This window comes from Enterobacter sp. 186315 (genome assembly GCF_053290175.1).
In genome coordinates, this window is the sequence record NZ_JBPTTK010000022.1 from 42,034 (window position 1) to 60,232 (window position 18,199).

Annotated in this window: 19 protein-coding genes and 3 pseudogenes; 15 read left to right on the forward strand and 7 right to left on the reverse strand. The window is 48.3% G+C overall.

The features are described 5' to 3' along the window. Nucleotides 1-82 precede the first annotated feature (82 nt). The 8 genes and pseudogenes from fliL to rcsA all read left to right on the forward strand — a co-directional run bounded on the left by fliL (nucleotide 83) and on the right by rcsA (nucleotide 5,078). Entirely contained in the window at nucleotides 83-553 is a 471-nt protein-coding gene (gene fliL / locus ACSVHP_RS19295) for a flagellar basal body-associated protein FliL (protein WP_234674368.1), read from the forward strand. A 4-nt stretch (nucleotides 554-557) separates the two neighbouring features. Then, on the forward strand, nucleotides 558-1,562 hold the full coding sequence (fliM, locus tag ACSVHP_RS19300) for a flagellar motor switch protein FliM (RefSeq protein ID WP_234674367.1): 1,005 nt from the start codon (nucleotides 558-560) through the stop codon (nucleotides 1,560-1,562). Beyond that, nucleotides 1,559-1,972: a flagellar motor switch protein FliN gene (fliN, locus tag ACSVHP_RS19305; RefSeq protein ID WP_028019594.1), complete on the forward strand. Its 414-nt coding sequence runs from the start codon at nucleotides 1,559-1,561 to the stop codon at nucleotides 1,970-1,972. Before fliM ends, fliN begins: the two co-directional genes overlap by 4 nt. A 2-nt stretch (nucleotides 1,973-1,974) precedes the next feature. Beyond that, nucleotides 1,975-2,349 (forward strand): flagellar biosynthetic protein FliO, encoded by a 375-nt coding sequence (gene fliO, locus ACSVHP_RS19310; protein ID WP_447552742.1) that lies wholly within the window; start codon nucleotides 1,975-1,977, stop codon nucleotides 2,347-2,349. Then, nucleotides 2,349-3,086: a flagellar type III secretion system pore protein FliP gene (gene fliP / locus ACSVHP_RS19315; protein ID WP_447552743.1), complete on the forward strand. Its 738-nt coding sequence runs from the start codon at nucleotides 2,349-2,351 to the stop codon at nucleotides 3,084-3,086. Before fliO ends, fliP begins: the two co-directional genes overlap by 1 nt. A gap of 10 nt (nucleotides 3,087-3,096) precedes the next feature. Beyond that, entirely contained in the window at nucleotides 3,097-3,366 is a 270-nt protein-coding gene (fliQ, locus tag ACSVHP_RS19320) for a flagellar biosynthesis protein FliQ (RefSeq protein WP_234674363.1), read from the forward strand. A 7-nt stretch (nucleotides 3,367-3,373) separates the two neighbouring features. Beyond that, nucleotides 3,374-4,214: pseudogene (fliR, locus tag ACSVHP_RS19325) on the forward strand (flagellar biosynthetic protein FliR). A 240-nt stretch (nucleotides 4,215-4,454) separates the two neighbouring features. Further along, a complete protein-coding gene (rcsA, locus tag ACSVHP_RS19330; protein ID WP_234674361.1) occupies nucleotides 4,455-5,078 on the forward strand; it encodes a transcriptional regulator RcsA in 624 nt (207 codons plus the stop codon). A gap of 115 nt (nucleotides 5,079-5,193) precedes the next feature. Here the strand turns inward: rcsA and dsrB are convergent, their stop codons facing one another. Further along, the gene (gene dsrB, locus ACSVHP_RS19335; RefSeq protein ID WP_234674360.1) at nucleotides 5,194-5,382 is read right to left on the reverse strand and encodes a protein DsrB; all 189 of its coding nucleotides are present in this window, start codon (nucleotides 5,380-5,382) and stop codon (nucleotides 5,194-5,196) included. A 128-nt stretch (nucleotides 5,383-5,510) separates the two neighbouring features. Here dsrB and yodD point away from each other — a divergent pair, with 128 nt between their 5' ends. Further along, a complete protein-coding gene (yodD, locus tag ACSVHP_RS19340) occupies nucleotides 5,511-5,738 on the forward strand; it encodes a YodD family peroxide/acid resistance protein (protein WP_417313199.1) in 228 nt (75 codons plus the stop codon). 299 nt (nucleotides 5,739-6,037) lie between these two features. After that, a complete protein-coding gene (locus tag ACSVHP_RS19345; protein ID WP_447552744.1) occupies nucleotides 6,038-6,865 on the forward strand; it encodes a mannosyl-3-phosphoglycerate phosphatase-related protein in 828 nt (275 codons plus the stop codon). Here the strand turns inward: ACSVHP_RS19345 and dgcQ are convergent. The 3 genes from dgcQ to ACSVHP_RS19360 form a co-directional block, all read right to left on the reverse strand. Then, nucleotides 6,832-8,529 (reverse strand): cellulose biosynthesis regulator diguanylate cyclase DgcQ, encoded by a 1,698-nt coding sequence (dgcQ, locus tag ACSVHP_RS19350; protein WP_447552745.1) that lies wholly within the window; start codon nucleotides 8,527-8,529, stop codon nucleotides 6,832-6,834. The genes ACSVHP_RS19345 and dgcQ overlap by 34 nt on opposite strands. 116 nt (nucleotides 8,530-8,645) lie before the next feature. Then, the gene (locus tag ACSVHP_RS19355) at nucleotides 8,646-8,828 is read right to left on the reverse strand and encodes a YodC family protein (protein WP_234674356.1); all 183 of its coding nucleotides are present in this window, start codon (nucleotides 8,826-8,828) and stop codon (nucleotides 8,646-8,648) included. 78 nt (nucleotides 8,829-8,906) lie between these two features. Further along, nucleotides 8,907-9,818 carry a DUF808 domain-containing protein gene (locus ACSVHP_RS19360; RefSeq protein WP_447552746.1) on the reverse strand — a complete coding sequence of 304 codons (912 nt, stop codon included), beginning with the start codon at nucleotides 9,816-9,818 and terminating at the stop codon, nucleotides 8,907-8,909. 178 nt (nucleotides 9,819-9,996) lie between these two features. On the opposite strand from ACSVHP_RS19360, the gene yedA reads away from it, so the two are divergent. Continuing rightward, on the forward strand, nucleotides 9,997-10,911 hold the full coding sequence (yedA, locus tag ACSVHP_RS19365) for a drug/metabolite exporter YedA (protein WP_447552747.1): 915 nt from the start codon (nucleotides 9,997-9,999) through the stop codon (nucleotides 10,909-10,911). On the opposite strand, the gene ACSVHP_RS19370 is transcribed toward yedA, so the two are convergent. Then, complete coding sequence (locus ACSVHP_RS19370) at nucleotides 10,871-11,365, reverse strand: very short patch repair endonuclease (protein WP_447552748.1); 495 nt, start codon at nucleotides 11,363-11,365, stop codon at nucleotides 10,871-10,873. The two genes, yedA and ACSVHP_RS19370, sit on opposite strands and share 41 nt — an antisense overlap. After that, a pseudogene (locus tag ACSVHP_RS19375) lies at nucleotides 11,346-11,663 on the reverse strand (DNA cytosine methyltransferase); the annotation flags it as partial. The pseudogene ACSVHP_RS19375 and the gene ACSVHP_RS19370, both read right to left, overlap by 20 nt. Before the next feature lie 73 nt (nucleotides 11,664-11,736). Here ACSVHP_RS19375 and ACSVHP_RS19380 point away from each other — a divergent pair. The 4 genes from ACSVHP_RS19380 to ACSVHP_RS19395 are packed head-to-tail and all read left to right on the forward strand — an operon-like array spanning nucleotide 11,737 to nucleotide 17,327. Beyond that, nucleotides 11,737-13,161 (forward strand): tyrosine-type recombinase/integrase, encoded by a 1,425-nt coding sequence (locus tag ACSVHP_RS19380; protein ID WP_447552749.1) that lies wholly within the window; start codon nucleotides 11,737-11,739, stop codon nucleotides 13,159-13,161. Next, complete coding sequence (locus ACSVHP_RS19385; RefSeq protein ID WP_447552750.1) at nucleotides 13,158-15,035, forward strand: hypothetical protein; 1,878 nt, start codon at nucleotides 13,158-13,160, stop codon at nucleotides 15,033-15,035. Before ACSVHP_RS19380 ends, ACSVHP_RS19385 begins: the two co-directional genes overlap by 4 nt. Next, nucleotides 15,025-16,992 (forward strand): hypothetical protein, encoded by a 1,968-nt coding sequence (locus tag ACSVHP_RS19390; RefSeq protein WP_447552751.1) that lies wholly within the window; start codon nucleotides 15,025-15,027, stop codon nucleotides 16,990-16,992. Before ACSVHP_RS19385 ends, ACSVHP_RS19390 begins: the two co-directional genes overlap by 11 nt. Next, nucleotides 16,992-17,327, forward strand: a complete 336-nt coding sequence (locus ACSVHP_RS19395) for a hypothetical protein (protein WP_447552752.1) — start codon at nucleotides 16,992-16,994, stop codon at nucleotides 17,325-17,327. Before ACSVHP_RS19390 ends, ACSVHP_RS19395 begins: the two co-directional genes overlap by 1 nt. A 385-nt stretch (nucleotides 17,328-17,712) precedes the next feature. On the opposite strand, the pseudogene ACSVHP_RS19400 reads toward ACSVHP_RS19395, so the two are convergent. Beyond that, nucleotides 17,713-18,156 (reverse strand): annotated as a pseudogene (locus ACSVHP_RS19400) (transposase); the annotation flags it as partial. Between the last annotated feature and the right edge of the window lie 43 nt (nucleotides 18,157-18,199).

The window sequence follows — 18,199 nt, forward strand, 5'->3', positions numbered from 1 at the left end:
CCGTCTTTTCCACGCTTTGAGATAAGGCGGACACGGGATAATCACTCTATTAAGCAGTACCCAAACAGGAAGCTCGTATCAGATGACTGACTCCGCAATCACCAAAAAAAGCAAGCGCTCCATCTGGATCCCGCTGCTGGTGTTGATCACGCTCGCCGCCTGCGCCACCGCTGGCTATAGTTACTGGCGTATGCAGCAGGAACCGAACACCGCCGCTGCCAAAGCTGAACCGACACCGCCGCCGATCCCGGTCTTCTTCCCGCTGGATACCTTTACCGTAAACCTGGGCGATGCGGATCGTGTGCTTTACGTCGGCATCACGCTGCGCCTGAAAGACGAAGCGACCCGTTCTCGTCTGAACGATTACCTTCCTGAAGTGCGCAGCCGTCTGCTGCTGCTGTTCTCTCGTCAGGATGCTTCTACCCTTGCCACCGACGACGGCAAGCAAAAGCTGGTCGAGGCCATTAAGCAGACGCTGGCCACGCCGCTGGTAAACGGCCAACCTAAGCAGGAAGTCACTGACGTTCTGTATACAGCCTTCATTCTGCGGTAACGACATGGGCGACAGTATTCTTTCTCAGGCAGAAATCGATGCGCTGCTCAACGGCGACAGCGATAAAAACGACGATCCCAAGCCGGGTGTGACGGGCGATGACAATATTCGTCCCTATGACCCGAACACCCAGCGTCGCGTGGTGCGCGAGCGTCTTCAGGCGCTGGAGATCATCAACGAACGTTTTGCGCGACAGTTCCGTATGGGGCTGTTCAACCTGCTGCGCCGTAGCCCGGATATCACCGTTGGGGCGATCCGCATTCAGCCGTATCACGAGTTTGCCCGCAACCTGCCGGTGCCAACCAACCTTAACCTGATCCATCTGAAACCGCTGCGCGGCACCGGGCTGGTGGTGTTCTCCCCAAGCCTGGTCTTCATCGCGGTGGATAACCTGTTCGGCGGCGACGGTCGTTTCCCGACAAAAGTGGAAGGCCGCGAGTTTACCCACACCGAACAGCGCGTCATCAACCGCATGCTGAAGCTGGCGCTGGAGTCCTACAGCGACGCCTGGAAAGCGATTAACCCGCTCGACGTGGAGTACGTCCGTTCCGAAATGCAGGTGAAGTTCACCAACATCACCACCTCGCCGAACGACATCGTGGTGAACACGCCGTTCCACGTGGAGATCGGCAACCTGACCGGTGAGTTTAATATCTGCCTGCCGTTCAGCATGATCGAGCCGCTGCGCGAGCTGCTGGTGAACCCGCCGCTGGAGAACTCCCGCAACGAAGACCAGAACTGGCGTGAAAACCTGGTGCGCCAGGTGCAGCACTCCCAGCTTGAGCTGGTGGCGAGCTTCGCCGATATCCCGCTGCGGTTATCCCAGATCCTGAAATTACAGCCCGGCGACGTTCTGCCGATAGAAAAACCCGACCGCATAATCGCCCACGTCGATGGCGTACCCGTGCTGACAAGCCAGTACGGCACCATCAACGGCCAGTATGCGTTACGCGTTGAGCACTTGATCAACCCGATATTGAATTCGCTGAATGAGGAACAGCCCAAATGAGTGACATGAACAATCCGTCCGATGAAAACAGCGGAGCACTGGACGATCTGTGGGCTGACGCGTTAAACGAGCAACAATCCACCCCGAGCAAAAGCGCGGCGGATGCGGTCTTCCAGCAGTTGGGCGGCGGTGACGTCAGCGGCACCTTGCAGGATATCGACCTGATCATGGACATCCCGGTCAAGCTGACCGTGGAGCTGGGCCGTACCCGCATGACCATCAAAGAGCTGCTGCGCCTGACGCAGGGTTCCGTGGTGGCGCTGGACGGTCTGGCCGGTGAGCCGCTGGATATCCTGATCAACGGCTATCTGATTGCTCAGGGTGAAGTGGTCGTTGTTGCCGATAAATACGGCGTGCGTATCACGGACATCATCACCCCGTCCGAACGTATGCGTCGCCTGAGCCGTTAAGCATGAAAACCGAGGCAACCGTATCACAGCCCTCTGACGTTCCCGGTTCGCCCCTGCTCCAGGTGAGCGGCGCGCTGTTCGGAATCATTGCCTTCATTTTGATTGCCGCGTGGCTGGCAAAGCGCTTCGGGCTGGCGGGGAAAACCGCCGCCGCGCGCGGCCTTAAGGTCAGCGCCAGCACCTCGCTTGGGCCGCGCGAGCGCGTGGTCATCGTGGACGTGGACGATGCCCGGCTGGTGCTGGGCGTGACCGCCTCCAGCATCAACGTATTACACACGCTGCCCCCCGCGCCGGTCACGGTCGACGAGGCTGCACAAGCCCCTGCGGATTTTCAGTCCGTCATGAAGAGTTTGCTTAAGCGTTCCGGGAGATCCTGATGCGCCGCCTGTTATCCCTCTCGCTTACCGGCCTGTTCCTGTTTGCTCCCGCCGTCTACGCCCAGTTGCCGGGTCTGATATCCACCCCAACGGCGGGCGGCGGCCAGAGCTGGTCGCTCCCGGTGCAAACGCTGGTCTTTATCACCTCGCTGACCTTTATTCCGGCCATTTTGCTGATGATGACCAGCTTTACGCGCATCATCATCGTCTTCGGCCTGCTGCGAAACGCGCTCGGCACGCCGTCCGCGCCGCCTAACCAGGTGCTGCTCGGCCTGGCGCTGTTTTTGACCTTTTTTATTATGTCGCCGGTTATCGATAAAATTTATACCGACGCCTATCAGCCCTTCAGTGAAGACAAAATCTCCATGCAGGTGGCGCTGGAGAAAGGCGCGCAGCCGCTGCGCGAGTTTATGCTGCGCCAGACCCGCGAGGCCGACTTAGCCCTGTTCGCCCGTCTGGCGAATACCGGGGAGCTTCAGGGGCCGGAAGCGGTGCCGATGCGAATTCTGCTTCCGGCTTACGTCACCAGCGAGCTAAAAACCGCGTTCCAGATTGGCTTTACCATTTTTATTCCGTTCCTGATCATCGACCTGGTGATCGCCAGCGTGCTGATGGCGCTCGGGATGATGATGGTGCCACCGGCCACTATCGCCCTGCCCTTTAAGATCATGCTCTTTGTGCTGGTGGACGGCTGGCAGCTGCTGGTCAGCTCGCTGGCGCAGAGTTTCTACAGTTGAGGAGCGCGCAATGACGCCTGAATCGGTCATGATGATGGGCACGGAGGCGATGAAGGTCGCGATTGCCGTTGCCGCCCCGCTGCTGCTGGTTGCGCTGGTCACCGGTCTGGTGATCAGCATTTTGCAGGCCGCCACGCAGATTAACGAAATGACGCTGTCGTTTATCCCGAAAATCATCGCCGTGTTCGTGGCGATTATCGTGGCCGGGCCGTGGATGCTCAATTTGCTGCTCGACTACATGCGTAACCTGTTCACCAATCTGCCGTACATCATCGGCTGATACGACGATGCTGCACATTACCAGCGACCAGTGGGTTCAGTGGGTGGGGGTTTACTTCTGGCCGCTGCTGCGCATTATGGCGCTGATCTCAACCGCCCCGCTGCTGAGCGAAAAGTCGATTCCGAAGCGGGTCAAGGTCGGGCTGGGCATCGTCATCACTATAATCGTCGCCCCGTCGCTGCCTCCGGTGGATATTCCGATTGTCTCGGCAAACGCCATCTGGGTGGCGATGCAGCAGGTGATGATTGGCGTGGCCGTGGGCTTTACCATGCAGCTGGCGTTTGCCGCCGTGCGTACCGCCGGGGAGCTTATCGGCCTGCAAATGGGCTTATCCTTCGCCACCTTCGTCGATCCGGGCAGCCACCTGAACATGCCGGTGCTGGCGCGTATTATCGATCTGCTGGCGATGCTGCTGTTTTTAACGTTCAACGGCCACCTGTGGCTGATTTCCATGCTGGTGGATACCTTCCACACCCTGCCGATTGGCGAGTCCCCGGTGAACAGCAACGCCTTCCTGGCGCTGGTGCGTGCCGCCGGGCTGATTTTCCTCAACGGCCTGATGCTGGCGCTCCCCATCATTACGCTGCTGCTTACGGTCAACCTCGCTTTAGGATTATTGAACAGAATGGCCCCGCAGCTGTCGGTATTTGTGATCGGTTTTCCGGTAACGCTGACGGTCGGTCTGTTATTAATGTCATTACTGATGCCCCTTATCGCCCCGTTCTGTGAACATTTATTCAGCGAGATATTCAACCTGTTAGCGGATATTGTCAGCGAATTACCTCGTAAATAATAACCCGTACTCTTTTTATTGTTTTCCTAAGGATATTCTTAAAATAAAACCTTAAAAACATCTACCAGGATATATCTGACGCGGTTTAATTGTTTCTAAGCACCTCACAATACTTAATATTTACTTTACTTTAAGATGATTCCTGGCAAATTATACGTAACTTTACGGGATAGTGAGTCCGCCTGAAAGACTTTGTCATGCTCACAGGTTTATTACGTTTTTCCATCCCGTATGGCTGTTTATGAGCTCTCAGGCAGATGGTGAATTATCGTTACGCATTGAGTGAGGGTATGCCATGTCAACGATCATTATGGATTTATGCAGCTACACCCGGCTAGGGTTAACCGGGTACCTGGCAAGCAGAGGGGTACGAAAAAGAGACATCAACGATATCCACACCGTTGATGAACTTGCAACCGCTTGTGAAGCACTTAAGCCAGGCGTGGTGTTTATTAATGAGGACTGTTTTATTCACGATCCAGCCAACAGTCAGCACATTAAGCAAATCATTAATCAGCATCCTGATACCCTGTTTATTGTTTTTATGGCGATCGCAAATATCCATTTCGACGAATATTTGTTGGTCCGTAAAAATTTATTGATCAGTTCTAAGTCAATTAAGCCCGAGTCGCTGGATGACATTTTGGGTGATTATTTGAATAAAGAAGTTAAGAATGTAGGGGTGGTTAACTTGCCCACGCTATCATTAAGCAGAACTGAATCGAGTATGTTACGGATGTGGATGGCTGGACAAGGGACAATTCAGATTTCTGACCAGATGAATATTAAAGCGAAAACCGTGTCGTCGCATAAAGGAAATATTAAGCGGAAAATTAAAACGCATAATAAGCAAGTGATCTATCATGTGGTTCGTCTGACCGATAATGTCACCAACGGCATTTTCGTCAATATGCGCTAATCAGATTCTTACCTTCGTACTCTACCTTTGATCTCTGGCCTCGCCAGAGATTTTTGCATTGAATTTTGCCTAAAAACGCAGATGCCGGGCACGCGAATCGCCGCCCGACACGTCGTTATTCTGCGGATTCCACAAAGATCCCATCCGGATGCCCCACCTCGTTGAAGAACCAGATCCCAAGCGGGTAGTCCTCCAGCGATACCAGGTACATTACGCCCTCACTAAACTCTTCAATTGCCAGCACCACGCCAGGGCGGCGCGGCCCACCGTCCGTTTTGACGGTTACCCGATCGTTGACCTTCATAGCTTCCTCCTGTGGTTTTGAGCCAGTGTAGAACAATTCGCAACAACTCACATCGCCGCCCGGCGCGAATGGCGTTTTTCTGTGCGGTCTATACTTATCAATGGACACGAAAGAATGAGGTATCCGTAATGAAGACCGACAAAGAGTACAGCGACACCATTAAACGGGACGTTGAGGTGGACGTCGATGCCCTGCTTGCCGCTATCAATGAGGTTAGCGAGTCCGAGGTGCGCCGCGCCGAGGATGGTTCCGATAAAGTCATGGTCAACGGCAGGGACTACCACACCTACCGCGAGCTGGCCGAAGCCTTCGAGCTGGACATCCATGACTTCAGCGTGTCTGAAGCCAACCGCTAGGCGAAAAAAATCCCGGTCATGGGGATGACCGGGATCAAGCTTGCTTATGCAAGAAGCACTTGAAAATTCGTTACACCAGGAAATCTGATGTGCGTTCCACATTATCGCCATCAATTTTGCAAAACAAGGATATATTCTTGATATGCATATCATCTTTTGTAGATATTCGTATTTGAAATGAGAATCATCGCAGGCCGTTAGCGGGTTGTGCGGGATCGTTACCGCAGTATGGCCGTTTTTCCCGGCATTTCTTTTAGGAATATTCTTAGGTTGTGCGTTTTATCTTAACCGGAGTCGTTATGCTTTCACTACAGGACCCTCTGCTGATTTTTACCGACCTTGACGGTACGCTGCTGGATATCCACACCTATGACTGGCAGGAAGCGCGGCCGTGGCTGGAGAGACTTCAGAACGGTCAAATCCCGGTCATTCTCTGTAGCAGCAAAACGGCGGCGGAAATAATGGCCATCCAGGAGGACCTGGGCCTGACCGGCTTGCCCTTTATTGCCGAAAACGGCGCGGTGATTCAGCTGGACTCGCGCTGGAACACCCATCCCTCATCGCCCCGCATCATTGCCGGAAAATCTCACGATGACATTCGGGCAATAATTGACCCGGCGCGGCTGGAGGCAGGCTACAAATTCACCACCTTTGATGACGTTGACGAGCGCGTCATTGAGGAGTGGACCGGACTGAACCGCACCCGCGCCCTGCTGGCGCGCAGGCATGAAGCGTCGGTGACTCTCATCTGGCGCGACAGCGACGAGCAGATGGCGCGCTTTGAAGAGACATTAGCCCGACACGGCCTGAAAATGGTTCAGGGCGCCCGCTTCTGGCACGTCCTCGACGCCGGCCAGGGTAAAGACCGTGCGGTTAAGTGGTTAATCGAGCAGTACCGCACGCTGGAGGGGTTAACGCCCACCACGCTGGGGCTGGGGGATGGGCCTAACGATGCGCCGCTTCTGGATAGCGTAGATTTCGCTGTAGTCGTAAAAGGCATAAACCGGCACGGCGTGCCGCTAAAAGATGATAACCCGCATCGGGTGTACCACACCGCCCTTCCCGGCCCGGCAGGCTGGCATGAAGGGCTGGATCACTTCCTGACCTCATCGTCGCGCACCACCTGATTGCGTCCGCGCCGTTTGGCCTGATAAAGCCTTGCGTCGGCGATCGACTGGAGCTGCTCGAAATCGTAGTTGCCTTTCTCATGCGCGCAGCTTACCCCGAGCGAGGCGCTCACGCGGAGGGTGGTGCTCTTTTTCACCAGGATCTCTTTGCTGTTAATGTGCTGGCGGATCCGCTCGGCAATTTCCGTCGCCTGCGGCAGCGCGATGCCGGGCAGCACCACGCAAAACTCTTCGCCCCCCACGCGCCCGGCCACGTCGTTACCGCGCAGCCCGCTGGCAATCAGCCCCGCCGCGTGCGACAGCACCTTATCCCCCGCCTGATGACCGAAGCGGTCGTTGATGCTCTTAAAATGGTCGAGGTCTATCTGGATGACCGAATAGGGCAGTAGCTGCTGCTCGCACTTCTTCGCCAGGATTTTCGCGCGCTCAAACAGCGCCCCGCGATTGTTGAGCCGGGTCAGCGGATCGTGCCACGCCTGCCATTGCAGCGTGCTCTGAAGCGCGTACATGTTGCTGACCATACGGCGGATCACCAGCCAGGAGATCAGCAGCATGGCGCTAAACAGCGCCCACAGCAGCGCGAGGACGATACTGATGCTGCCAAAATCACCGCGCACGCCGTCGTGCAGCGTATGAACGCGCAGCATCACGCCATCGAAATGGTCGAGCCGCTCCCAGCTCACGAAGCGGCTGCCCAGACGCAGGCTGCCGTGGGTGTCGCCTGCAATGGCGCTGGCTATCTGCGCCAGTTCGGGCTGATCGAAACGGTTGAGTTCGGTCGCGCCGTTCGCCGATGAGGCAATCAGGTTCAGCCGGGTGTCGTACAGCTGATACTCACCCTCCGAGCGGTCAGAGGTGGCATCGCGCAGCAGACGCTGCATGGTCCTGAGGGAGAAATCCATCGCCACCACGCCATACCAGTGATGGTCGTAGTAGATAGGCACGCTGGCGGTGATCGCCTGCTCGTTGCCGGTCCAGGTGGACGGAGGCGAGATAAACCAGCGCACGGCGCGGGAGCGGTTTTCACGCTCAGACTGCTGGGTGAACCACTGCTGGGTAACCAGCTGATAGTAGCGAGGCACGATGTCGTTCGCCTCGGAAGCGGTATCGGTGGCGACATAAAACCCGGCGCGTGACACGTACACGATCCGCTCCTCCCGCCGGGTATTGGAGCCCAGACGCAGTAAATAGCCCAGCTCCAGCGCGGCAGACAGCTCGTTATTGGTGAGCGTATCGTCGCGGTTAAGCAGCGTGGTTTTTTCGACAAACTCGTCGGAGACACCGTTTATCGGCAAGGTGCGATCTTTGTCGACCGCCAGCTGCCAGGCAGGGATAGTGCGCAATTTCTGAAAATGTGACACCGCATCGTGCAGCACGTTGAAGGAGAGCGGCATGTGCAGCGCATCGTTCATACCGTGGCGGAAAAACAGCAGCTTATCGACGCTGAACTGGAGCTGCCTGTCGAGGGAGCTGGCGACGGTTTCGAGATGGTTACGCTGGCTGGCGATATACGCCCCTTCCAGCACCACCACTTCGCGCCAGGTCAGCAGCGTGGAGAAGATAAGCACCACCAGAAAACAGAGGTTAACAATCAGGCCGGGATTGCTGCGCTTTTGCAGCCATTGCAGAAAAGTTCGTTTCACAACATAGGTATCGCGCTGCACACACACTCCCTGATGGCTACCCCACATCCCTCGCGCCCTCTTCCGTGCGCGAAAACATGCAGTACGATAAACCGATTCACCAGTAAAAACGCCCGGACAGGCCGGGCGTTACGTGATTAAGCCTTGTCGCGCTGTTGCCGCCCTTCTCCTGGCAACAGCTCGTCCTCACGAAAAGCCTCCCGCTTGATGCCAAAACCATCGTGCCACCGACACTCCACCATACCGCTGGAGTACCCGGTGACGATCATGCGTGGACCGCCATTCTTGGGCTTAACTTCATCACTGACCAAAAAGACCATACCTGCTTCCTCTATCAGGGTGAAACTGTTTCAATTTAGTCGAGGAATGGCCTTTTTGCATCATGAAATCCCAGACAATTAATGCGACTTTCCGCGCACTTTTTCAATGCCTTTCACAACCGCGACGACAATTGCGCCAATGATAAAACCGATGACAAGATTAACCAGCACAGGCAGAATGGCCGCTACCACCGCGCCCTGAGCCGTGGCGAAATGTTCAATCGCGTGATGCAGCGGCGCGATCCCATGCACCACGATACCGCCGCCGACGAGGAACATTGCCAGCGTGCCGACCACGGACAAAATCTTCATCAGCCAGGGAGCAAGCACCAGTAACGCCTTGCCCACCGCCTGCGCGATGGCGCTGGATTTATCCGCCAGCCAGTACCCCATATCGTCCAGCTTCACGATGATCCCCACCAGGCCATACACCCCAACGGTCACCAGAATGGCGATGCCGGAGAGGATCAGCACCTGATTGAGCAGCGGTGATTCCGATACGATCCCCAGGGTGATGGCGACGATTTCCGCCGACAGGATAAAGTCGGTGCGAATCGCGCCTTTGATTTTATCGCGCTCAAACGCTTTAGGATCTTGCGCGGCAACCGCCTCAAGACGCTGCTGGCGCGCCTGCGGCGTTTCCTTCTCCTTGCGGGCGGCAAAGGTATCCAGCACCTTCTCCACCCCTTCGAAACAGAGGAATGCCCCGCCGACCATCAGCAGCGGCGTAATCGCCCAGGGGATAAAGGCGCTGATCAGCAGCGCCAGCGGAACCAGTATGACCTTGTTAAGAAACGATCCCTTTGCCACGCCCCAGACGACCGGCAGTTCGCGGTTTGCCCGCACTCCGGTCACCTGCTGAGCATTGAGCGATAAATCATCCCCCAGCACCCCGGCGGTCTTTTTCGCCGCCAGTTTTCCCATGACTGAAATGTCATCCAGTAAGGTGGCAATATCATCAAGCAATGTTAATAAGCTACTTCCTGCCAAAATCTCTATCCTTCTTTTTTTGGTAATTAAGTGAATAGTATGGAACAAAAGGTGAAACCCGGAAACAGGCACATCAAGTCAACAAAAAATTCACATCCCCCACACAATTAAAGCACTCGCCAGCGGGATAGTTTTCACGTTTACTATGAGCGAACTTTTTATTCCGTCGCGAGGGACTATGCGTTTCCGGCAATTATTACCGCTCACTGGAGCGCTTTTTGCGCTGTATATCATCTGGGGTTCAACCTATTTCGTTATCCGTATCGGCGTGGAGAGCTGGCCGCCGCTGATGATGGCGGGGATCCGTTTTCTTTCTGCGGGCGTTCTGCTTACCGCGTTTTTACTGCTGCGCGGCCATAAGCTGCCTCCGCTGCGCCCGATGCTGAACGCGGCCCTGATTGGCCTGCTGCTGCTGGCGGTGGGTAACGGCGCGGTCACCATCGCCGAGCACCAGAACGTTCCCTCCGGCATTGCCGCGGTGGTGGTGGCTACCGTGCCGCTGTTTACCCTCTGCTTTAGCCGTCTGTTCGGCATCCGCACCCGCAAGCTTGAGTGGATGGGGATCGGCATCGGGCTGGCGGGCATTATCCTGCTCAACAGCGGCGGCAACCTGAGCGGCAACCCGTGGGGTGCGCTGATCATCATGATCGGCTCGATGAGCTGGGCGTTCGGTTCCGTGCTCGGGTCACGCATTGAACTGCCAACGGGCATGATGGCGGGCGCGATCGAGATGCTCGCGGCAGGTATTGTGCTGCTGATCGGCTCGGCGCTGACGGGTGAAACCCTGACGGCGATGCCGGACGTATCGGGCTTCCTGGCGGTGGGGTATCTGGCAATTTTCGGCTCTGTTATCGCCATCAACGCCTATATGTTCCTGATCCGCAACGTTTCGCCTGCGGTGGCAACCAGCTATGCCTACGTTAACCCGGTGGTTGCCGTCCTACTGGGAACCGGATTTGCGGGCGAAACGCTCTCGTCGGTGGAATGGCTGGCGCTCGGGGTGATTATTCTGGCGGTGGTGCTGGTGACGCTTGGCAAGTATTTGCTGCCCGCTAAGCCTGTGGTGGCGCCCTGTGGGGCAGAGAAACCGTAATCCCCTGCGTATCGATCTGCGCGGTCTGACCGCCGCCGCAGATCCACTCCTCCAGCCGCTCGGTCAACTCGACGTCACTCAGCTTCAGCCTGCCGCGCAGGGCGCATTCCCAGACCACCATCACCCGCCAGCCCTGCGAAAGCAGCGCGTCAATGTCCCGCTTATCCCGCTCTACGTTTTTGCCGATTTTCTCCAGCCAGAACTCGGTGCGGGTCGCCGGGACTTTAAAAAGGTAGCAGTCGTGATGATGCCAGAAGCAGCCGTGGGTAAAGAGAATGCACTGATACTGATCGATAACGAAATCAGGACGCCCGGCAAGCGCGGCATCCTGCACCCGAAAGTCAAACCCGGCCTGGCCGAGCAGCCCTGCCAGGCGCTTTTCTATGGCGGTGTCACGCGTGCCAATCGCCCGCATGTTTTTACTGCGGGTGGCCTTATCGTGTACGTCCGCCATCGACGGCCTCACTTTCGCGCAGCGCCACGGCCTGCCTGATGCGCGAGGACAGCAGTTTCGCCACCGCCGCAAACGCTGGCACCACCACCGAGTTACCAAACTGGCGGTAGGCCTGGGTGTCCGACACCGGAATGCGGAAGCTGTAACCCTGTAGCGATTCAAACCCCATCAGCCGCGCGCACTCGCGCGGGGTTAGGCGGCGCGGGCGATGGCGCTGATTTTCAGGGTCGTCAAAATTCTGCTCGCCCAGCGCCTTGTTCCAGCCTCTGTCGATCAGAATTTCCGCGCCGTCTTTATTACTTGTAGATTCAAGCATAAGCACCATACTTTGTAGATTTAAAAAAAATGACAATCAATCAGTAGGAGTTGCAATGAGTCTAAACCGGAAGAAAACCTTAAGACAAGTTACCATGACAAGGGTCACACATGTAAACGACCCCGAGGGGGAGCTCGTTGAGCTTGATTCAAAGAACTCATACTCAAAAAAGGCTGAGCCGCCCATTAAAGTAAATGGGAAGATAATCAAAAGTTATAACTATAACTACTTCCCAATAATCTTAAACAAAGATGGTTCGCCATGGCGAGAGGGTGTTTTATACATAATTTCAAAAGCAAATAGCGATTTTAACTATAAAATATCAACTTATCACAGCATCATGTCAGATTTAACTCACTTCAAAAATTATATTGATGATAATAATATAGATATGTTTAGCTTTCCTAAAATGAAATTATTACGGCCGACATATCGGTACAGGAATTATTTACTCCTTCTTGTTCAAAATGATGAACTTAGTTCTCACACAGCAAAAAGAAGAGTATCTTCAATGATTAAATTTTATCGCTACCTAACTGAGGAAAATCACTTTAAGCCATCATACCCGCTCTGGAATGAAAGTGACTTATATATAAAAACCCATGATTCCAAGGGTTCTGTATTCCATCTAAAAAAAATCTCCACTGATTTAAAAATAAAAAACATCCCTAATGATGATCCTTTTTCTAACGAGATAATCGATGAAGGCAGACTAAGACCTTTACCTAAACAAGAGCAATTAGCATTAATTGATACAATAAATAACACTGGAAACACTGAAATGTTATTAATCCATCTAATTGCATTACTTACAGGTGCAAGGATACAAACTGTGTTGACTTTAAGAAAGTCACATTTTTCTAAATCAATAGATATTAATGATAGTAGTTTCACATTAGCAACCGGTCATGGTACCAATATCGATACCAAGAAGGATAAGAACTTGATACTTATCTTCCCGAAATTACTATATAATAAAATCAGGATTTATATTTTAAGTGAGCGCTATCTTAATAGAGTAAATAAAATAAAAAATGATGTGTTTAATGATTACTTGTTTTTAAGTAATAGAGGAGCTCCATATTATATTAGCAAAGAATCGTTAAAATCTTCAAATACTAAGTCTAATGAAAGAACAATGCACAATGGAGAGGCTGTAAGACAATTTATATCTAAGAGAGTTATTCCTACAATGAAGGTTAAACTATCTAATGATAGATATATTTTCAGGTTTCATGATTTACGCGCTACGTTTGGTATGAACTTGTCAGAATCACAGATGCGATTGGTGGAAGAAGGAAAACTAAGTTTGCATGAAGTTAGAGAGTACGTGAAAGCAAGAATGGGGCATGCCACCACTGAAATGACTGATAGGTATTTAAATTATAGAAGTAATTTTGATACATTGACTGCACATCAAGAGAATTATGAGGATTATATTAATACCCTATTAGGGCATGTCAATCAGGAGTGTTTATGAATAATTTAAATTCAACATCCACTATAATATCACAACCATTTAATGAAAATTTAGAGTTAATAGACCTTAGTGTAATTGCTATTAATTTCAACAGAAGGAATCATTATATTAATTCATTCTTTTATCAAAAAATAGTAATAAGTGGCTCCAATATATATGCAGATAACATTAACATCAGCAGAAAAACTCTTGTGAGAAAGATTTACAGAGAAGTAATCAATCAGTTACTTTTTGGAGGAATCCGCGAGTCCAAAATATCGTATAATCTATCACGATTATTTCAATTCATCAGATGGTGTGATTCAAAAGGAATACATAATTGTCTAGAGAATGACATGAACTGCATTGATGCTCTTCGTGCATATGTCAATCATTGTTGGGAACAAGTTGCTTTAGGCAAAAGCAAATCAAGCACAATAACAGAAAAAATAAAAACTTTAATACATATGTTAAAGGGAATAGTTGCTGAAGAACTCCATCAATACTTTCCAAATGTGAAAGCATCCCGAAGAGATAGAGAGTTAACGCTCCCCCCGGACGACCTACATTCTAGTGAAAACATTCAAATTTTACACTCAGTTATTAATGGTGCACATGATTTTATTACTCATAAAAGAACATACCCCTATGCATGGAAAGTACCTGAATTTCTAAACATCCATGAAAATACTGTTTGGATTTTCCCGATAAAAAGCTGGTGTCAGACCAATTTGAACGATAATGGGACAACAAAGAAGAAAAAAGTAAATTCCGGCTTTAATTACAAACATGGTCGAATAGTTACACCTAAAGAACTTAGGGAAATTGGAATCACTGACCGCGAAACTCAAAGTAGAACCATTCGTCGTTCCATTCGGCTTCTTAAAAAGACGAATGATTACGATATAAATATCAATTCACAGCAAAAACGTGATTTTTTACGTGACGCAATTGCATCTTTTACTTTTCTCTTAATAGCAAATACAGGAATGAACCCCACTCAATTATTAAATATAAAATGGAATGATGAGTATGATATTCATAAGGAAAGTATTGATTTTTGCTTGATAAAATTTAGAGCATTTAATAAAAAAGTACACTTTAGAATAACCAGTAAATTTCTACCTGTTTTTAAAATATACCTGAAGTTAAGGAGTTATTATTTACTCGGGAATCGATCTGACTTTTTAATACCATCATTTAGTGAAAAGTATGAATCCCATATAGATTTAGTTTATATATCAAAAAATATAAAGTCTTTGATGCTTGACCTAGGCTATACGAAAGGTTTAATTGTTGCACGAGAATGGAGATGTTTGAAGGCTGAATGGTTGATTAACAATGCAGACCCGTCTGTTGCGGCGAAACTTTTACAAAATTCTGAATCTACAATACTGAATCATTACTCTTCGGGGACATTTACCAAACAAACAGAGGACCTTAGTGACTTCCTAACCAAGTTATCCAATGTAATTACCGTAACAGAAACTCCACATAAAACACTAATTTCTGTCGGCGGATGTAAAGAGATTGATAACCCAATAAATATTTCTGGCGAACTTGCATTCAAATCAGACTGTAAGCAACCAGAGGGCTGCTTATTTTGTGCTAATTTTTCAATACATGCGGATGAAAATGATTTACGAAAGATCCTTAGTTGTAAATATTGCATTGAGAATACTCAAGGTTTATCTAGATCCTATGATGACTGGCATAAAATTTATGATCCTGTATTGATACGAATTGATGAAATAGTTAATTATATAGCTGAAATCAACATCGCTTTAGTAGATAAGATGAAATATGAAGTGTATACACAGGGCAATCTTGATTCATATTGGGAAGGGAAATTAGAAATGCTAGTGAACATTGGGGCGATAACAGATGAATACTAATCATTTTCTTTCGGCTAATATTTTCCTGACAGAAAAAATGTCTCCCCCTGATCCTATTTATCTGTCAGATGAAAATTCCCCATTGCCATCTCATGTTATAAGTCGAAATATTTATGGGGAAGTTATTTCAAAATACTCCGACGATGAGTGGGATTTTAGTTGTTACGATAAAAAAAATCGCCCTTGTCTACTTTCATTCAAACATTGGGTTAAAGGTGAGACAGGATATTTTATAGACAGTATTATTTCCAGTTTAAAAAAGTTAGTTTTTGCTTACATCTGGTATAGAAATGGAAAAACATATCAGGTTAAAAATATATCAAAACTTGGTTATACATTGAATACTTTAGCCAGATACTGCATTGAATTCAATATTACCATCCCTGAATTATTAGTATCTAAAAAGCATCTTAATAACTGTTTTATGTCATTAAAGCCGGGGACAATGTATGATGTAAGAAGATTTTTATTGGCTTTTAATGATGTTGATAATGCGCATAAGCCATTTGAATTTTGTGATATAAAAAAACTGACCGAAATGAATGCAACTATAATAAATTACAGAAATAATCTAAAACAATTCCCACCAATCCCCCCTAGAATCTATCTTTCGTACATTACTAGCATTACTTCAGATATAAAATTTCTAACTGAAAACATTGATATTCTTTTAGATTTAATCCTAGAAATAAAATCTAAATACGTTGAAATATGTAAACTGCCACACAACTCCAGATATAATAACATTCCTCCAGAGTATAACATTGCCAACATCATAAAAAATTACAATTTAGACTTTGTATTTGACTACTTTGGTGCCAATAAAAATATTAAAGGAATATTATATCTATTAAATAGTATATTATTTAGGTGCCGGTTAGCGATCCAGATCTTCACGGGCATGAGAATAGATGAAGCAACCAATTTAAATATTGATTGCGCACAAATTTATCATAAAAATGGTCAGAATCATTATATTATAAATGGTAAAACGACCAAACTATCGGAAAGAGAGGCTAAATGGGTAACTAATGAAGTTGGCTATAATGCATCTTGCCTTTCTCGTAAAATAGGTCTCTTTATAGTTAATCAAATAGAAGATGTTTCTTCTGAAGTTTACAACGCTCCTCTTTTTGTGCGTACATCTTATTTAGGTTTAGGGAGAAAAGCACCTAAAGTAGAGAATTCTATAATACTATGTGCCGAGTTAGCACCGAATGATGAAATGAAGAAAATCTCATGGCTAAATGTCATGATTGCAAAAGAGGATATCTCTGAACTAAAGAGAATCGATCCGTTTAGAGCTTGGGAAGCAGAATCTAAATTTGGGATTAGTCAATACTGGCCTCTGCAAACACATCAATTTAGACGTTCTCTTGCATTGTATGCTTCAAGATCTGGATTAGTATCATTAACGTCTTTGCGCAGACAATTACAGCACTTATCAACTCAAATGACCCTTTACTATTCTCGCGGAAGCGCATTTGCACAGGATTTAATTTCAAATGACAAGTCCCACTTTGCTGTAGAATACCAAGAAACACAAAGTTATGCTCAGGCATTGGATTACGTGAATTTGATATTATTGTCTGATAGTAAGTTATTTGGCACACAAGGAAATATAATCAACAACAATATTAAAAACAACATATTTATTGATAAAAATGAAACTTTCCGATTATTTAAACTAGGACAATTGGCTTACACAGAAACATGTCTTGGCGGTTGTACAACATTAGAAGCATGTACTCAACGTTCAACTCGTTCTTTAGTTAGTTGCTTATCTTGTGAAAATGCCATTATCAAAAAAGACAAACTCGAGTTAGTTATTAAAGCACAGCATAAATTACTAGAAAAGATTGAAGTTGATTCTTTAGCATATAGAACGGAGAAGCAAGATCTTCAATTGCTTGAAAAATATCTGAATGTATATAATTCAAAATCCGGAGACAATTGATGAACAATATAGATGAGTATTATTCTGCTTTAGAACGCTTAATCAACAATGCGCCGATAATAGTTGCATTAGGCACAAAAATAAGTTATGACGCTGTTTCGCTTGAGGCAGGAAAATCTAAAGGTAGCATAAAAAAGTCCAGACCAATATTCACTGATTTAATTAGAAAAATTGATAATTTAAAAACGAAACGAAAAGACAACGATGATATCAATTTAAAAAATCTTCGTCTTGAAATTTTGGAGTTAAAAAATCAGCTTGACAATTCTCTTGCAAGAGAAATATGTTTAATCATAGAACTGCAGGAATTAAAAAAAAGCAAACAACTCACTTAAAAGCAATAAATATTATTTGAATATATTCAGGCCTGTCTTTGAGATATTCATGATCCTTCAAAAGCAGGCTTTCGATTTAAAAATGCATTCTCAACGTGTTATTATAATGAACTAATGAAATTCCTATGTATTTTACATTAACTTTCTGATGAACATGAATTTTATTCATATATATATTACGTAATAACTCGGATATGGTAATAACTTTGCTTGAAGACATTCTAAAAACATGTACGGACAATTAAATTCAATCGAAGAAACGGTGAATGCATCCTTGCAGGAATCCACTGACCTGCCCCCAAGATTAGATACACCCTTCAGATAGTTATGTCGGTTGTTTTTTCTTCATATTTCCCGTTTAGCCAGTCCGCTGCAAATTCAGCTGGCGTCTGCGTTCAAGCGCCAATTCAGTGATACGCCCTGATAAATGTGCATCAGCAGATGGACGCTGAGCGTCATAACGGCAGGTCGACAGGGACAAACCTGTAAGCCTATAAGTACGACGTTGCGACAGACCGGTCGCATCACACATCAACACCACGGTTTCCCGCTTCTAGCCTATCGTCAATACTTTCGCCCAAGAGCCACTTGAAGCGCCTCCTTATCCAGCATGGCTTCGGTAAGCAGCTACTTGAGGCGGGGGTTATCCTCTTCAAGCAACTTAAGTCGCTTCACCTCAGGAACTTCCATGCCACCAACCTTCTCGCGCCTGGTGTAGAAAGTGGAATTGAAAATGGCGTGCTTACAACAAAGCTCCCGGGCAGAAACCCCGGCTTCCGCTTCGCGGAGAATACTAATGGTCTGATCGTCGGAAAAAACGCTTCTTCATGGGCATGTCCTCATGTGGCTTATGAATACGTTACTAATATCAG